General features: G+C 33.9%; 13 protein-coding genes. 6 read left to right on the forward strand and 7 right to left on the reverse strand.

The window, feature by feature from the left end:
* The first annotated feature begins 10 nt into the window (after positions 1 to 10).
* Together J2Y60_RS14420 and J2Y60_RS14425 are read left to right on the forward strand one after the other, a co-directional pair.
* A complete protein-coding gene (locus J2Y60_RS14420) occupies positions 11 to 637 on the forward strand; it encodes a WbqC family protein (protein WP_309919042.1) in 627 nt (208 codons plus the stop codon).
* Positions 638 to 797: 160 nt separating this feature from the next.
* Positions 798 to 3341, forward strand: coding sequence for an ATP-dependent Clp protease ATP-binding subunit (locus J2Y60_RS14425; RefSeq protein ID WP_309919045.1), 2544 nt, complete (start codon positions 798 to 800; stop codon positions 3339 to 3341).
* A gap of 175 nt (positions 3342 to 3516) precedes the next feature.
* Here J2Y60_RS14425 and J2Y60_RS14430 read toward each other — a convergent pair whose 3' ends face one another.
* The 5 genes from J2Y60_RS14430 to J2Y60_RS14450 form a co-directional block, all read right to left on the reverse strand.
* Positions 3517 to 4455, reverse strand: coding sequence for a bifunctional riboflavin kinase/FAD synthetase (locus J2Y60_RS14430; protein ID WP_309919048.1), 939 nt, complete (start codon positions 4453 to 4455; stop codon positions 3517 to 3519).
* Between the two features lie 95 nt (positions 4456 to 4550).
* Complete coding sequence (gene truB, locus J2Y60_RS14435; protein WP_309919050.1) at positions 4551 to 5261, reverse strand: tRNA pseudouridine(55) synthase TruB; 711 nt, start codon at positions 5259 to 5261, stop codon at positions 4551 to 4553.
* A gap of 2 nt (positions 5262 to 5263) precedes the next feature.
* Complete coding sequence (locus tag J2Y60_RS14440; RefSeq protein WP_309919053.1) at positions 5264 to 6055, reverse strand: undecaprenyl-diphosphate phosphatase; 792 nt, start codon at positions 6053 to 6055, stop codon at positions 5264 to 5266.
* Between the two features lie 16 nt (positions 6056 to 6071).
* A complete protein-coding gene (locus J2Y60_RS14445; protein ID WP_309919055.1) occupies positions 6072 to 8624 on the reverse strand; it encodes a T9SS type A sorting domain-containing protein in 2553 nt (850 codons plus the stop codon).
* 64 nt (positions 8625 to 8688) lie between these two features.
* Entirely contained in the window at positions 8689 to 10188 is a 1500-nt protein-coding gene (locus J2Y60_RS14450) for an FGGY family carbohydrate kinase (RefSeq protein ID WP_309919058.1), read from the reverse strand.
* Between the two features lie 138 nt (positions 10189 to 10326).
* Here J2Y60_RS14450 and J2Y60_RS14455 point away from each other — a divergent pair, with 138 nt between their 5' ends.
* The 4 genes from J2Y60_RS14455 (at position 10327) to J2Y60_RS14470 (ending at position 15927) form a co-directional block, all read left to right on the forward strand.
* Complete coding sequence (locus J2Y60_RS14455; protein WP_309919061.1) at positions 10327 to 11115, forward strand: ABC transporter ATP-binding protein; 789 nt, start codon at positions 10327 to 10329, stop codon at positions 11113 to 11115.
* A 2-nt stretch (positions 11116 to 11117) separates the two neighbouring features.
* Positions 11118 to 12767 carry a hypothetical protein gene (locus J2Y60_RS14460; protein WP_309919063.1) on the forward strand — a complete coding sequence of 550 codons (1650 nt, stop codon included), beginning with the start codon at positions 11118 to 11120 and terminating at the stop codon, positions 12765 to 12767.
* A 166-nt stretch (positions 12768 to 12933) separates the two neighbouring features.
* Positions 12934 to 15144: a hypothetical protein gene (locus J2Y60_RS14465; protein WP_309959175.1), complete on the forward strand. Its 2211-nt coding sequence runs from the start codon at positions 12934 to 12936 to the stop codon at positions 15142 to 15144.
* 30 nt (positions 15145 to 15174) lie between these two features.
* Positions 15175 to 15927: an ATP-binding cassette domain-containing protein gene (locus tag J2Y60_RS14470; RefSeq protein ID WP_309919069.1), complete on the forward strand. Its 753-nt coding sequence runs from the start codon at positions 15175 to 15177 to the stop codon at positions 15925 to 15927.
* Between the two features lie 21 nt (positions 15928 to 15948).
* Here J2Y60_RS14470 and J2Y60_RS14475 read toward each other — a convergent pair whose 3' ends face one another.
* Positions 15949 to 16287: a type II toxin-antitoxin system RelE/ParE family toxin gene (locus tag J2Y60_RS14475; RefSeq protein ID WP_309919072.1), complete on the reverse strand. Its 339-nt coding sequence runs from the start codon at positions 16285 to 16287 to the stop codon at positions 15949 to 15951.
* A complete protein-coding gene (locus J2Y60_RS14480; RefSeq protein WP_309919075.1) occupies positions 16277 to 16492 on the reverse strand; it encodes a hypothetical protein in 216 nt (71 codons plus the stop codon). The genes J2Y60_RS14475 and J2Y60_RS14480 overlap by 11 nt, the downstream gene beginning before the upstream one ends.
* Positions 16493 to 16620 lie beyond the last annotated feature (128 nt).

A 16620-nucleotide genomic window follows, 5' to 3' on the forward strand; every position in this document is an offset into this window, starting at 1 on the left:
TTTTAGGGAAATGATAATTGATTTACAATATTTACCCAGTCTCGAATATTTTGTATGTTTACTTCAACACGAAACCGTTGTTATTGAAGCACACGAATATTACGAAAAGCAAAGTTACCGAAATCGTTGTATAATTCAGACAACTAATAAAATTGATACGCTGTCTATACCCGTAAAAAATGGGAATGCAAAGGTATTGATTCGGGATTTAAAAATAGAATATCATCAAGATTGGATTCGCCGACATTGGGGTGCAATACATTCAGCGTACGGAAAATCACCTTTTTTTGAATATTATTCAGAATATTTTAAAAATATTATTGAAAAAAAACCTGACTTTTTGTTCGATTTGAATCTAGAGCTTCTGTCAATTTGTCTGAAACTTTTGCGTCTCGAAAAAAAGATTATATTTACAGAAAAATATGAAAAAAATGTAGAGAACGATTTGAGAAGTAAAATTCACCCCAAAAAAGCATTTTCTACAAATGGAATTTACAAACCTACTGCTTATCGACAGAACTTTGGCAGTGAATTTGTACCTAATTTATCTATCTTAGATTTGTTATTTTGTCAGGGAAGTCAGTCTTTAAAGATACTTCAAAGTTCGATAGAAAATGAACAAAGATTAATTAATTAACGTTTAAGATTTAATTTGGAAGAGATTTACTGAAAGTAATTATTAAGAAAATAACCAGAGATTACCTTCAGCATCAGAGTAAAGAATAATTGGATTTTTCCTGTCACTCTTAACGGTCAACTCTGACGCTCTATAACGCTATAACTCAAAAACTCTAAGCATGGAGGCAAAATTTTCAAACAGAGTAAAAGAGGTTATCTCGCTCGCACGTGAGGAGGCAATCAGGCTTGGGCATGATTACATCGGGACGGAACATCTAATTTTAGGAATGATCAGAGAAGGCGAAGGCATTGCTCTTGATTTAATTAAAAAGTGTGGGACAAGCCTAGATGATTTGCGTGTTACTATAGAACAAGCTACTAAGAGTACGGTTCGATCTACGTACACTATCAAAAACAAACAAGACATTCCGCTTTCAAGACAATGCGAAAAAGTATTGAGAGTAACGTACTTGGAAGCGAGGATTTTTAAAACTAACCTTGTAGGAACGGAACATTTGTTAATGGCTATTCTTAGAGATGAGGACAATTTAGCCAAACAAATTCTTGAGAAGTTCCAGATACATTATGAATTAATTAAGGATATGGTGGAATATCAATCAAACCCTAATATCAAATCGGGTCCATCTGACACAGATGATAACGATGATGATGCAAGAATGTTTGCAAGCGGAAACGCAGCTGGAGGAAGTTCTACCACCAATAAAGGAACTGAAAAATCTAAAACTCCTGTATTAGATAATTTCGGTAGAGATTTAACAAAAGTAGCGGAAGCGGGTAAACTAGACCCAATTGTTGGTCGTGAAAAAGAAATAGAACGTGTTGCTCAGATTCTTTCGCGTAGAAAGAAAAACAATCCAATCTTGATTGGTGAGCCAGGTGTGGGTAAAACAGCAATTGCTGAAGGACTAGCACTAAGAATCGTTCAGAAAAAAGTATCTCGTGTTTTATTCGGTAAAAGAGTCGTTACCCTTGATTTAGCTTCTTTAGTGGCAGGTACAAAATACCGTGGTCAGTTTGAAGAAAGAATGAAAGCGGTAATGAATGAGTTGGAAAAATCACCTGATGTGATTTTATTCATCGACGAATTACATACTATCGTGGGTGCAGGTGGAGCTTCTGGTTCATTAGATGCTTCGAATATGTTCAAGCCTGCTTTAGCACGTGGTGATATACAAGTTATCGGTGCTACTACTTTAGATGAGTATCGTCAGTACATTGAGAAAGACGGAGCTTTGGCTCGTCGTTTCCAAACGGTAATGGTTGATGCTACTTCTATTGAAGAAACCATCGAAATCTTGAATAACATCAAGGATAAATATGAAGACCATCACCATGTAACTTATACTGATGAGGCGATAGAACAAGCAGTAAAATTGTCTGAACGTTATATCTCAGATAGATTTTTACCTGACAAAGCTATCGACGTAATGGATGAAGTAGGAGCGAGAGTTCATATCTCAAATATTACCGTACCAGAAGATATTGTTCGTTTGGAAGAAGCCATCGAAAATATCAAGAAAGAGAAAAATGCAGTAGTTAAATCGCAGAAATACGAAGAGGCTGCTCAGTTACGTGACCGTGAAAAACGTTTGTTAGACCAATTAGACCGTGCAAAACGTGATTGGGAAGAAGATACCAAACGTCGTCGTTATACCGTATCAGAAGAAAGTGTTGCTGAAGTAATTGCACAAATGACTGGCATCCCAGTGAACCGTGTGGCTGCTACAGAAGGACAAAAGCTTCTGAATATGAACGAAGAGTTACAAGGTAAAGTAATCGGACAAAATCCAGCGATTGCTAAACTTGTTAAAGCGATTCAACGTACAAGAGTTGGCTTAAAAGACCCTAAAAAACCTATTGGTTCATTTATTTTCTTAGGTCCAACAGGGGTAGGTAAAACAGAATTAGCGAAGGTTTTAGCTACTTATTTGTTCGATAAAGATGATGCTTTAGTAAGAATCGATATGAGTGAGTACATGGAGAAATTCAGTGTATCTCGTTTAGTCGGAGCCCCTCCGGGATACGTTGGTTATGAAGAAGGCGGACAGTTAACTGAAAAGATTCGTCGTAAACCTTATGCCGTAGTATTGTTGGATGAAATTGAAAAAGCTCACCCAGATGTATTTAATATCTTACTTCAAGTATTGGACGATGGTATTTTGACTGATGGCTTAGGTAGAAGAGTAGATTTCAGAAATACTATTATCATCATGACATCAAATATCGGAGCAAGAGATTTGAAAGATTTTGGTACAGGTATTGGTTTCTCTACGAAAACTAAAGTTGATGGTCTAGATGATGCGATGAAGGGAACAATTCAGAATGCTTTGAAAAAAGCTTTCTCCCCAGAGTTCTTAAACCGTTTGGATGATGTAATTGTGTTCAATTCACTTGAACGTGAGCATATCCACCAAATCATCGACTTAATGTTGAAAAAGCTATTTATTAGAATCACTAACCTTGGCTATACAGTTGAATTGACTGAAAAAGCGAAAGACTTTATTGCTGAAAAGGGATATGATTCACAGTATGGTGCAAGACCATTAAATCGTGCTATTCAACGTTATTTAGAAGATCCAGTAGCAGAAGAAATATTGAAAGGTGATTTATCTAACGGAGATATAATTTTAGCAGATTATTCTGGCGAAGGGGATACGTTAACACTTTCAAGAATTTTAGCGCCAACAGCAACAGAAGAATAAGCGTTGGTTTTCAGATATAAAAAAGGTCGGTTCATTGAGTTGAATCGACCTTTTTTTGTGCAATTTTATGAGTTTGTTTGTAAGCAAAATAATAGGATTTAAAGCAACAACCGTTATTGTTCTTTACACTATATTTTACTTCACCATAGATTATAGATGAAAATCTATTCCATAATCATTTGTCGGTACGTAGTAAGATTTCTTTAATTACTTCTTGGTCTTTAGCTATTTGAGCTTTCAGAGCATCTAATCCGCTAAATTTCTGTTCGTTTCTTACTTTTGTAATGAACTCTACAGTTAAGGTTTCTCCGTAAATTTCTTTGCTAAAATCAAAAATATTAACTTCTATCGTCTGATATGTTCCATCAACTGTTGGGCGATTTCCAATATTTAGCATCCCTCCGAAAGTTTCATTATTGTAATGGACTTTTACGGCATACACGCCATCAGTTGGTATCAGCTTGGCAATTTCCCTTACTTGGATATTGGCTGTCGGAAAACCGATGGTTCTCCCTAATTGTTTGCCTTTAACAATAAGGCCTGTAATAGCATAGTTCCTACCCAATAGGTGGTCGGCAGACTGAACATTGCCTTCCGATAATGCTTTCCTGATTTTGGATGAACTTACGGCCACATGATCAATATCCTGACGAGCTATCTCTTCGATAGAAAAACCATATCTTGAAGCGTTGTTTTTTAAATAATCAAAACCACCTTCACGATTTCTACCGAAACGATGGTCATAGCCAATTACTAGCGTTTTGGTGCCAATCGTGTCAATAAGAATCTTTTGGATGAATTCCTCTGAGGAAAGTTCAGAAAATTCTCTCGTAAAAGGAATAATCAAAAGGTGTTGTACGCCATTTTGTTCCAAGAGTTCAATCTTCTCGTCGAGGGTTGAAAGTAGTTTGATAGCTTGGCTATCAGAAGAAATCACACTGCGTGGATGAGGATAAAAAGTAATAACAACACTTTCTCCTAGCGTTAGCAAAGCAACTTCATTCAAGCGATTTAATATTTTTTGATGTCCAAGATGTACACCATCAAATGTGCCACTTGTTACAACTGCATTCTCTAATTTCTTGAATTCTTGTATTCCGTGATAAACTTGCATTTTTATATTAGCTCAGTTTTAAGTCCTTTTTATTGATAGGATTGCCAACAGAGTTTTATTCTTTACATTAATACTAAAAACCTAATTACCAATAATTAATCAACTTTCCTTTGTTCAATAAACTCTTGAATGGTAAGTGCGTCTTTTACATCAAATTCACCAATTTTTTCCCTCCTAAGTGAACTTAAATAAGCACCCGATTGACAAGCCAGTCCGAAATCTCTGACTAAACTTCTGATATAAGTACCCTTTGAACAAACGATAGAAAATTGGATTTCAGGAAAATTACTACTGTCAATCTCAAACTTAGAAATTTCTACTTCTCTTGATTTAATTTCAATATCAGCATCTGTTTTTCCTTTGCGGGCTAATTCATATAATCTTTTACCATTTACCTGTATGGCTGAGTAAATAGGAGGTATTTGCAAAATCTTTCCCTGAAATTTACTTAATGCTTCTTGAAGTACTACTTCGTTAATATGGTCAATAGGAAATTCTTCGTCAAACTCTGTTTCCAAGTCGATAGAAGGAGTTGTTTTTCCTAATACAAAAGTACCAGAATACTCTTTTTGCTGTGCCTGAAAAGAATCAATTTGCTTGGTCATTTTGCCAGTGCAAAGAATTAATAATCCTGTTGCCAGAGGGTCAAGCGTACCTGCATGTCCAATTTTTTTAAAGCGACCAGCAAATTTTAATTTCTTTACAACGTCAAAAGAAGTCCAAGTAAGGGGTTTATCAATCAATAAAACCTCTCCAAGGTCTGGAGAGGTCTGATTTGGGTTCAATTTTATAGTTTCTTGATTCATTTTTAATGAGAGCCAGTAGCCGCCAAAACTAGGATGACGATTCCGACAATGATGCGATAAATACCGAAATATTTAAAGCCATATTTATTTAATACTGTGATAAAAAATTTGATTGCTAAAACAGCAACGATAAATGCTACAAGATTGCCAATACCTAAAAGTTTAACTTGTTCTTCTGAAATACTTCCCTCTTCTGAGATAAATTTCAATAATTTATAACCCGTCGCGGCTGCCATAGTAGGTACTGCTAAGAAAAAAGAAAATTCAGCAGCTAATCCTCTGCTTAATTTTTGTTGCATACCCCCCAATATTGTAGCAGCACTTCTGCTCAAGCCTGGAAACATAATTGCTAAACATTGGTACATCCCGATTTTGATAGCAGTAATGTTGTTAATGTCAACTTCTTCAGTAATGATTGGGTTTTTGAACCAGTTATCTACAAATAATAAAATAATACCACCTACCAATAATACAGAAGCAATAAAAACTGGGCTTCCGAGGTGCTCATCAATTAAATCGTCAAATAGTTTCCCGAAAATTAAAGCGGGAACAACTGCCAATGCAAGTTTTACATAGAATTGCCATTTTGAAAAATCAAAAAACTTTTTCCAGTATAACACCACAACAGCTAGAATAGCTCCCAGTTGAATACAAACTTCAAAAAGTTTGGTGAATTTGTCATTTTCAATACCTAAGTAAGAACTCATCAATACCATGTGTCCTGTAGAAGAAATTGGAAGAAACTCTGTTAAACCTTCGATAATAGCAAGAATAATTGCTTGAATTGTTGACATTGATTTAAGGGGTATGTTATTCTAAAATAAATTTACTACTGTAAATCTCTTGATTATTGTTGATTATCACAAGATAAAGCCCTTTTTTCAGGGTCGATAAATCCAAAGAAAATAAATTTTGATTCAATATAGTTTTTTCAAATACTTTATTTCCTAAAAAATCTAAGATTGATACAATGTAATTGTTTGTCTTAGGTAATTGAATTTGTAAAATACTATTGACAGGATTTGGATAAATTTTGATTAAGTTTTTTTCTTGTGAATCAATCGCTAGAATTGCATTTGTTTTGAGTTCAATAGTAGAGAATTGCGATTCCGAAAAAGCATTGATTGCCTTTAATCTGTAAAGATAATTTTGGTTATCTTTAAGTTTAGCATCTGTAAATGTTAATAGGTTTTCTGATTCAAATATTTTTTTAAAATCAGTATCTCCAATTGTTTTTCTTTCTAATATATATTTACTTGCTAATGCTATTTGTTCCCATTGTAATTGAATACTCTCGTGAGTAATCTCTAAGGCTTTCAAATTGGGCATAGCCAATATAATAGGCGTTTGAGCATTACTAATAGTTTCTTGTGAAGCTGTTTTATCACCAAAGGCTTTTATTCGATATGAATATAAAGTGTTGGCTTTTAGATTAGTATCTGTAAACTCCGAAACATTATTGGCCAATGTTTGTATTACAATAAAATCAGTATCAGCACCAGATTTTCGTTCTAATATATAAGACGTAGCATTACTAATAGTATTCCATTTGATTTTAAGCACTGAGGTAGATATGATTTCAATATTTAGTATAGGCTTTTCAAGCATTGAAGGAGTTTTGATTGCAATAATAGCATAATCAGATGATATGGTTTCATTGAGTGCTTGAATTCTATAAGTATATGAAGTATTTTGATTGAGAGTACTATCAGTATATGAGTTAACAGTATTATCAAGTGTCTTAATAATTTGGATAGGTTTGTCTTGTTCTTGTCTCTCTAAAACATACTTTGTTGCACCCAATATACTTTGCCAAGACAAGTTGACTTTATTATAAAAAACAGGTACGGCTACAAGCTGAGGATTAGGTAATTTTGTAGGGGCATCAGGGTCCTTGTCTTCAATCTTAACATCTTGAAATGTTAATGCTTTCACACCAAGATTATTTTGAAGGTAAGGCCCCCCGAAAAAACCTCGTTTTTCAGTGTCATCGTAAGGGAAATATGGAAGTAAATAAGTTAGTTTAGTCGCTGTAGAATTAGATTTTAGAGTAAGTATAATTTTATTTTTATCTGCTTTCCCCGAAACTACTTCACCTAATTTATTATCTAGTAGGAAATAGTTTTTCATGTATTGAGTTACTAAAGAGCCATCATTATTCGTTAATAAAGTGTCATTTTTCCACAGCATTTTTTGATCTTCATCAAATACTAGGGCAATTTCATTTTTTTTGTCTGTCGTATAAAATATCTTTTTTATACTTGGAGAAGAGACACTTTCAACGAATTTCACTCCATAGAAATCCCTTTCTAATCTTCTGAAAATTTCATTGGCAAATTGAATATATCCTTCGTTCGTATAATGAGCTCCATCATAACCATTGTTACCCACAGTGGCAATGCTTTCAATGAAAGGAGCGTATTTTTCCTGAATTTTTCTTTGATAATCCCTTAATGTACCTGAGCCGTATTTTTTATAGGCAATTGAGTTTATCTGGAATATGTAATACTTGTTGAGATTAGCGTAATCTTGTCTCCAACTATTAAAAAGTTTGTCAAATTTGGTAGGCCAGTTTTCAGGTTCGTTTTCGGCAATATCATTTTCCCCTTGCCAAAAAAACAAGGCCCTAAAGTTTTTATCAACGTGTGCTTTTTGAGCTCTATATAATAATCTACCATAGATTGAATAGATATTAGTGGGGTTAGAATCATTCCTTTGGTGGAGGTCTATTTGTGTGCCATGCACAGAACCGTTGATGATACAGCTTGGCATTTTATATTTTTCAAGGAATAACCTTTGAAGTTCTAATCCCCAAGTACCGACGGAATAATCAGATTGTGTCCAAAGTATATCTGCTTCTGTATATGCCTTACCATACTGTGGTAAACCAAACGTTCTACAATATTTATTGGTGAAAGAGTAGGGGAAGTAATTAACATTATAAGCGGCTCCATTAGATTGTCCATTGATGAGAAATACTTCACCTGCTGAAATATTTTTCCGTGATACCATTAAAATTGAGTCCAAGCCTTTGCAAGCATATATTTCAAAATTATAATCTGCTAATTCAGCTTTAATGGTAGGAGTTAAGGAAAAAGTGCCAATACCTTTATCGTTGTATCGAAAGATGGAGCGTTTATATTGAAATTTTTCTGAATTTCTTGATACTAATACAGACATATAATCCCAACCTGCAATTTCAATAATTCCTGAAATATCGACAGTTGCTTCTTTATTATCGTTACGTTGGTAGATTTGAGAATCACTAGGTAGTTGATTAAATACGACGGAGTAAACTCTTTGTGAGTGCATTTGAAAACTTACAAAGAGGAGTAGAATAACTAATAGGAGATTTTTTTTCATTTGAAGACACGTGATTTATTAAACAAAGATAATCACGTGTCTTCAATAATCTAATCAAGAAAGTCTAAAGGCTGTTATTTTTCAGCTGATTATCAAGAATACTTTTCCAGTCTTGATATATTTCTTTGTAAGCATTGGCTTTTGAAGTATCAGGTTCAATCACCCCAATTTTTTCCATATTAACGAAGGCATCTTTAGGTTGAGCAAAATATTTCACGCCGATACCTGAACCCAATGCAGCACCTTTTGCACCATCAGTATCGTATAATTCAACGGCAACGCCTGTAACATTTACTAATGATTGTGAGAAAACCTCACTTAAAAACATATTAGCCTTACCTGCTCTAATGACAGAAGGAGATGTGCCATTTTCTGCCATAATATCCATTCCATATTTCAAAGAATAAGCGATACCTTCTTGGGCAGCACGAATAATGTGTGCATTGGTGTGCGCATTAAGATTCAAACGTTGAAAAGTAGCACCAATCACCTTATTTTCTAATACTCTTTCAGCACCATTTCCAAAAGGTAAAACTCTAAGTCCATCGGCTCCTTCACTAACGCCAGCAGCAAGGGAATTCATTGCCTGATAGCTTAATCCACTAGCTACATTATCACGAACCCAACGGTTCAGAATACCTGTACCATTGATACACAAAAGCGTCCCTAATCGATTGGCACCATTCAATTCATGGTTTACATGGGCAAAAGTATTTACCCTTGATTTTGGGTCATAGCTCACTTTATCTGAAACAGAATAAATTACGCCCGATGTTCCTGCTGTTGCGGCTACTTCTCCGGGGTCTAATACATTCAATGAAAGAGCATTATTAGGTTGGTCGCCCGCTTTATAAGTCACAGGAATACCCGCTTGTAAGCCTAAAGTGTCTGCAACAGAACTTTTTATCTCACCATGATTTGAAAATAAGGGACGAATATCAGGTAAAATAGTTGAAGGAAAACCATAACATTTCATCACGTCTTCTGAAACGCCATTTGTTTGGAAATCCCAAAAGATACCTTCTGAAAGAGCAGAGTTTGAGGTAGTGATTTCGCCTGTAAGTTTCATCGCAATAAAATCACCAGGAAGCATAATTTTATAAATTGAGCCATATATTCTCGGTTCATTTTCTTTGACCCAAGCCAATTTAGAAGCAGTAAAGTTTCCTGGAGAGTTAAGTAAATTAGCCAAACTTTTTTCATGACCAATTTTATCAAAAGCTTTATTGCCTATTTCGACAGCACGGCTATCGCACCAGATAATTGATGGTCTTAAAACATTCAGGTTTCTATCAACAATTACCAATCCATGCATTTGATACGCTATACCGACCGCTTGAATATCTTTAGGATTATATTTACCAGATGAATTACATCTTTGGATTGCTAATTGAACACAGGTCCACCACATTTCAGGGTCTTGTTCTGCCCAGCCATCATGCGGAGAAGAAATCGTATTTTCTGTATCAGGATATTGTGCTGAGGCAACTAATTTGCCTGTTGAACCATCCACAACAGATGCTTTAATGGATGAGGTACCTAAATCTAAACCTAAAAGTAACATAGTCGAAGTTTGTATTTATTGAGATTATTGGGTAATTTTTTTTGATTACCTTACACAAAAATATAGAAAAAAATATAAATGTTCTATACTGTTCTAGTTATATTTTATTTTTAAACAAAAATTAAACCAAAACAAAAAATGGAAGAACGCTCACCAGTAATTTCAATTAAGAACCTACAGAAGAGCTATGGCGATCAACAGGTATTAAAAGGTATTAATCTTGACATTTATAAAGGCGAAATCATTGGTTATATTGGGCCAAATGGTGCTGGAAAAAGTACTACGCTAAAAATTTTGATTGGCATACTGGGGGATTTTTCGGGCGAAGTGTCTATTCTGGGCTATGATGTTACTAAAGATGCCATGGAAGTCAAAAAACGTATTGGCTATGTACCCGAAAATGCGATGCTTTATGAAGTCTTAACACCGATGGAGTATTTACTTTTTATAGGTAGGTTGTATCACCTTGAAGATGCGCAGATAGAAAAACGTGCCAAAGAATTACTTGGTTTGTTTGGACTGAGTGATGTGATAGATACAAGGATGAGTACTTTTTCAAAAGGAATGCGCCAAAAAGTATTGTTGATTTCGGGCTTAATTCATAATCCTGAAATTATTTTCTTAGATGAACCTCTTTCTGGACTGGATGCCAATGCTGTAATTTTGGTGAAAGAAATTTTGGCAAAACTAAAAGAAGCTGGAAAGACTATTCTATATTCTTCACATATTATGGATGTTGTTGAAAAACTATCCGACCGTATCGTGATTATCAATAAAGGCGAAGTGGTGGCTAATGGTACTTTTCAAGATTTAAAAGCTCAGGGTTCTAAGCTTTCATTAGAAAGTGTCTTTGGTAGCTTGACAGGTGCCAATGAAGAAAACCAAACCCGTGCTGATGATTTTATTCAAGCTTTATCCTCTCAATAATTATGACAAAGTTTATTCTTCGCATTCTCGATAAACTCCAATGGCTTTTTAAATGGTTGTCTGTTGATTACCCTACTTTAAGAGCCATCGTGGAGGTAAAGCTTATTGCTGAAAACCGTAGAGTACATGGATTACAAAGAAACCAACAGCAAAAAAAGGAGCAAAGCAATACGTTCTTGAAATCATTATTGCTTCAAGCATTTTTTAGCTTGCTATATGGTTTAATGATACTTTTTATTAAACAGCCAGTATATTTAGTAATGATGCTGAGTTTTGCTTTCATCATGTTTATGGTGGCTTTTAATATGATTTCTGATTTTGCCGAAGTACTTTTTGATACAAGCGATAATATTATTCTATTGCCAAGGCCAGTGGATGGCAAAGTGATTTGGATGGCTCGTTTAATTCATATTATTGTTTTTTTAGGAGCATTAACCTTAGCCAATTCCTTTGGGTCAATCATTTTTACGGCCTATAAATTCGGTTGGCAGGCGGGCATACTTTTTATAGGCTGTGTGGTTCTATTATGCTTGATAACTATTTTTCTAACGAGCATTCTTTACTTATTACTTACCAAAGTGGTATCTGAAGAAAAACTAAAAGATATTATTGGGTATGCGCAAATTGCCTTTTCAGTATTCTTGGCAGTAGGGTATCAGTTTATCGCACGAACTGATAAGCTAATCGGTACATCAACCCAAGAAATTGTCATTAAATGGTGGCACTACATAATCCCTCCAGCGTGGTTTGCAGGCGTAATGGAGGCTTTTATTGAAAAACACTTCGAGTTGCCTTATATCATTTTCTCGGTCTTGGTCTTGATAGTTCCTTTTGCGGCTTTGTATGTTATGAATAATTATTTGTCGCCATTATTTGCCAAAAGTTTGTCTGGTTTAGGCACGCCATCAATCATCGAGGATGAGCGACAACGGGCTGCTCCCAAAAATAATTTGTTGCATATACTTTCAAATGTTTTTACGAAAACTACCTTAGAAAAATCAGCTTTTGAATTAGTCTGGATTATTACTGCACGCGACCGAAAGTTTAAAGTGCGTGCCTATCCGATTTTTGGGATGTTGATTTATTTTATGTACAATTTTTTTACTCAAACTGACAAAGAAGCTTTTAATGTATTGATGGTATTATATTATGCCATGTTTATTATCTGGATTTTTTCACAGCAAATCTATATTTCTGATGATTGGAAGGCTGCTTGGGCATATCGAGTGGCTCCACTAGTTCAACCAGGAGAGATTTTGTTGGGTGGTCTAAAAGCTGTTTTAGTGAAAGTCGGCATTCCCGTATATATTATTATCGGCGCTGTTGTGATGTATAAGTCTGGCTTTGGTATGATCGACGATATTCTTTTTGCTATGGCAAGTACACTGCTCTTTATTAGTTTAAATGTGTTTGGAGGCGAGTTTTCATTACCATTTTCAATTGAAGTGGTGAATGGAAAGGTAAAAGGGAGTCAATGGATGAAGTTTTTATTCTTGTTTTTTGTGGCACCAATCTTAGGTTTTTTACATTTTTTCATTGCAAAAACGACTTATGGGCTAATAGCATTAACGCCCATATTGTTAATCATTGCTTTACTTTTGTTGAAAGAATACCGAAAAATCAGTTGGGAAAGAATTAAGGACGGTCTTTAAACGTGACAAATTGTAGATAAAATTTATTGTTGACAAACATTTCGGGAATAATAACAGATTTAAAAGGCATTGATTTAGAATTCTTTGATGAGTTTTTCTGTAATTTTGAGAACTTTCTTATGAAAGAGGTTTCAAAATGTTTACCACATCAAATAATTTATAACCAATGCCTATACTTTTACTAGTTATTTGTTTTTTATTGCTAACTTTTTTAAACTACAATACTTCCTCCACTACTAGCAGAATTGAGTCATTGTTTTTGCCGATTTTGAAATCGGTAATTTTACTTTCCGCTTTTGTAATTTTAAGTGTTGAAGTATCTTCATTTTTTGATATTCTTACTTCTCAATTTATTAAAATAGCTTGGTTAGTTTTAGCTATTTTATTGGTCTTTAGGGTTTATTCGCTTAATATTTTTCAACAGCAGTTTAAGAAATATATTGTTACGTTTAATGACCTTTTTAGGGTTAGAGACAAAGAAAGTAAAGTGATTTTGTATGCTGTTATATTATTGATGCTAATTCCATTACTTTTTTTAAGTATATATTGTCCTCCAAACAATATGGACTCTATGACTTATCATCTTACGAGAGTACAGTTTTGGATACAAAATAAGAATGTAAAGTTTTATCAGACCCAATTTCAATTTCAACTTTTTTATAATGTCTTGTCGGAATACTGGTTGCTTACCACCATTCTATTAAGTGATTCTGATTTGTTTGTTAATGTAATTCAATACTTTTCGATGTTGGGAAGTGCCTTGACAGTGGTTTTAATAACAGGCATTTTTGGTGTTGATTTAAGAAGCAAAGTCTTTGTCTTTATTTTTTGTATTACTTTACCGATAGGTATTCTAGAAAGCACTACAACTCAAAATGATTATCTGTCAGCATATTTCTTTTTAAACTTCCTATATTTTTGTCTACTATTAATTCAGCATAAAAAATTAGAATGGTCATTGATTTTTTGGTGTGTTACATCAATTATTTTAGGCGGATTTACTAAATATACCGCTTTTCTATTTGCTGTTCCATTTTGTGTATGGTTAACCATTAGTATTATCAAGAATGCAGGTTTATTTAGTGCTATAAAAGTTGGGTTATTTGCTATTTTTCTATTCTGTTTGGTATTTTTTCCTTTTTTTTACAGAAACTATCAAACATTTGGCAGTATTTTATCGCCATTGCCTACATCAACGTTTTATGCTGGTAATGCCTACACTGTAGAACATATTTCTATAGAGGCAACATTATCTACAATGATAAAAAATGCGGGGATACATTTAGGGCTACCTATTACTAGTTATAATCAGCAAATCAAAAATATCGTTGAGAAAGCACATGAGCTTTTGCATTATTCGTCTGGAGATCTAAACAGTTCATTAGGTGAATATCAAGCAGTGTTTACCTTGACAGAAGATCGTTCAGGAAACTTTTTTCATTTTTGGATAATCACCTTTGGGTTTGTATTGTTAGGCTTGAGTTTTTTTAGAAAATCGTTCCAGAAATCTCAGAAGTATTATGGTGTAATGGTTTCTTATGCTATCCTATTATTTGTAGGACTTCTTATTTATTCTGCTATTTTCAAATGGCAATGGTTTCATTCAAGAACTCAAATTTCATTTTTCTTAGCTTCTGCTCCATTTTTAGTATTATTATTCAGAAATTTCCTGAAATCTACCGTTCTCTATCTGAGTAGTGTATTCCTATTAGTGTTATTGGCTTTACCCTATGTATATGTAAATCCTAAAAAAACAATATTACCAGTAAGGTATCTAGTGAAAAAAACGTTGGGTTATGTACCAATAGAGCTCGATAATCATATTCCTGCGATACTGAAAAACCCAGTTATTTTAAAATTTTACCATACCAAAGATAATAAGGTTTGGACATTGGATGGAGGTCAAAGTTATTCAACTAAAATAACCATCAACCAGATATTGGCAGATGCTGGATTCTATAATGAAGACATGCTGACTGTTTTTACAGGAACTAGATTTGATAAGTATTTCTTTGGGAATGTATCTCAAAATAATGACTTAGTTAAAATTGCTGAGATACTAGATAAGAACGGAGGAGATAAAACCATTGGTATAGTCTACAAAAGTCATACGATGTTGGTCTATCCTTTTTGGAAACTCCCTCAAACTAATCAAGGAAAGAATACCTTTGAATACATTTATTATTCTAAGGAAATAAAGGATGTTTATAATCAAAATAAGCCTTATAGTTATATTATTTCAACAGTTTCTCCGAAAAAACTAGCCATTTCAGACAACGATATTAAAAAGATATATCGACTGCAAGACTACTTTTTGATAGAATTGTCAAGGCCTTCAACAAAAACTTATTATTGGGAAGAATACAAATTTAAATGATTTACTTTAGTAAATCTTGTGGAATTAAGGATGTTAAAACTAGAAAATATAGTTAAAAAATATGATGATAAAACAGTTGTCGATAATGTTTCAGTAGAAGTACAAGCAGGTGAAATTTTAGCAATTGTAGGAGAGAGCGGTTCAGGAAAAACTACTTTTTTAAACATCATTTCAGGAAATATAATGCCTGATGAAGGAAAATTATGGTTAAATAACGAGGCACTCAATTTATATTTTAATAGATTAATCAGAGACTTCCCTAATATCAAACTTGTTCCGCAAGATTATAGATTAAAACCTGAGCACAAAATTTGGGAAAATATAGACCTTGCTCTTACTCATTATACCCCTGAATATCGAAAAGAAAGAGTGAAAGAATTATTAGAACTTTGTGGTATTACAGCGGTAAAAGATAAAAAACCAAGGGAAGTTTCGGGCGGAGAAAAGCAAAGAACTGCTATTGCGCGTGCTATTGCTGAAGAACCCTTAGCTTTGCTATTGGACGAACCTTTCAGCAATTTAGACTCGATTAATCGTACAAAATTGAGGTCAAAAATTGTTGAGATTATTAAAAAAGAGCTGATTGCTTGTGTATTAGTAACGCACGACTTATTAGATGCTTTTTTGGTAGCGGATAAAATTGCGATTATGCATCAAGGGAAAATCTTGAAGATAGACACGCCACAAAATATATATGATGAACAAACTGATGAGTACATCAAACATTTTGTTCAGAGTGCCATTGAGCCTATCAAAGTTTTTCAGGAGCGGTATGTTTTGTGAGGGATTGTAGAGAAAGTAAGTTCACTCTTTAATATCTTGTACTATTTTAATAAGCTCTTTGATTTCATTATCATTCAGAGATGATCTTTCCGACTTATCATAAATTGAAAGTAAATACAGTTCCTTGTCAGCTACATATACACAAGTAAGAACTCTTGCTCCACCAGATTTCCCTTTGTTTTTACTAGCAATTGAAAGTCTAATTTTATAACAATCATTACCTAATGGAGTACCTTGTTGAGGGTTATCTTTTAAGCTTTCTATAAAACTTATTAATTCATTTTTGAGAGATGGGAATTTCTTAATAAGCCTTTTTGCCTGTCTTTGAAAAGGTAGAATAGGAATTATTTCAAAGCTCATTTAAAAAATCAGTTAAGTTTGGTTTTGAAATTTTCCCTTCTCTAATAAGTTTTACTTCCTCAAATGCTTCCAATAATTCTTGTCGATGCAAAGCTTTTGATTCGTCAGGCAAATGTAACTTTTCACGAATGATATCCCATTCTTGGATTGGAATGAAAACACCCGTAATACTGCCTGTATGGTCAGCTAAATATTGTAAGTTCATATTGTTCGGTAAGTACCTGATTTGGTTTTAAAAATAATGTATTTATAAAGGTTGAATATCATTATAACAAAAATAAACAATAATTTTAAAACTCAACGGTATTTTATAGATTGACTAGCAATGAAGGA

It is taken from the genome of Arcicella sp. BE140, from assembly GCF_031456255.1.
Taxonomy (GTDB): domain Bacteria; phylum Bacteroidota; class Bacteroidia; order Cytophagales; family Spirosomataceae; genus Arcicella; species Arcicella aquatica.

Coding starts and splice junctions, on each gene's coding strand:
- J2Y60_RS14420 (WP_309919042.1), top strand. CDS start 11: ATGATAATTGATTTACAATATTTACCCAGTCTCGAATATTTTGTATGT.
- J2Y60_RS14425 (WP_309919045.1), top strand. CDS start 798: ATGGAGGCAAAATTTTCAAACAGAGTAAAAGAGGTTATCTCGCTCGCA.
- J2Y60_RS14430 (WP_309919048.1), bottom strand. CDS start 4,455: ATGCAAGTTTATCACGGAATACAAGAATTCAAGAAATTAGAGAATGCA.
- truB (WP_309919050.1), bottom strand. CDS start 5,261: ATGAATCAAGAAACTATAAAATTGAACCCAAATCAGACCTCTCCAGAC.
- J2Y60_RS14440 (WP_309919053.1), bottom strand. CDS start 6,055: ATGTCAACAATTCAAGCAATTATTCTTGCTATTATCGAAGGTTTAACA.
- J2Y60_RS14445 (WP_309919055.1), bottom strand. CDS start 8,624: ATGAAAAAAAATCTCCTATTAGTTATTCTACTCCTCTTTGTAAGTTTT.
- J2Y60_RS14450 (WP_309919058.1), bottom strand. CDS start 10,188: ATGTTACTTTTAGGTTTAGATTTAGGTACCTCATCCATTAAAGCATCT.
- J2Y60_RS14455 (WP_309919061.1), top strand. CDS start 10,327: ATGGAAGAACGCTCACCAGTAATTTCAATTAAGAACCTACAGAAGAGC.
- J2Y60_RS14460 (WP_309919063.1), top strand. CDS start 11,118: ATGACAAAGTTTATTCTTCGCATTCTCGATAAACTCCAATGGCTTTTT.
- J2Y60_RS14465 (WP_309959175.1), top strand. CDS start 12,934: ATGCCTATACTTTTACTAGTTATTTGTTTTTTATTGCTAACTTTTTTA.
- J2Y60_RS14470 (WP_309919069.1), top strand. CDS start 15,175: ATGTTAAAACTAGAAAATATAGTTAAAAAATATGATGATAAAACAGTT.
- J2Y60_RS14475 (WP_309919072.1), bottom strand. CDS start 16,287: ATGAGCTTTGAAATAATTCCTATTCTACCTTTTCAAAGACAGGCAAAA.
- J2Y60_RS14480 (WP_309919075.1), bottom strand. CDS start 16,492: ATGAACTTACAATATTTAGCTGACCATACAGGCAGTATTACGGGTGTT.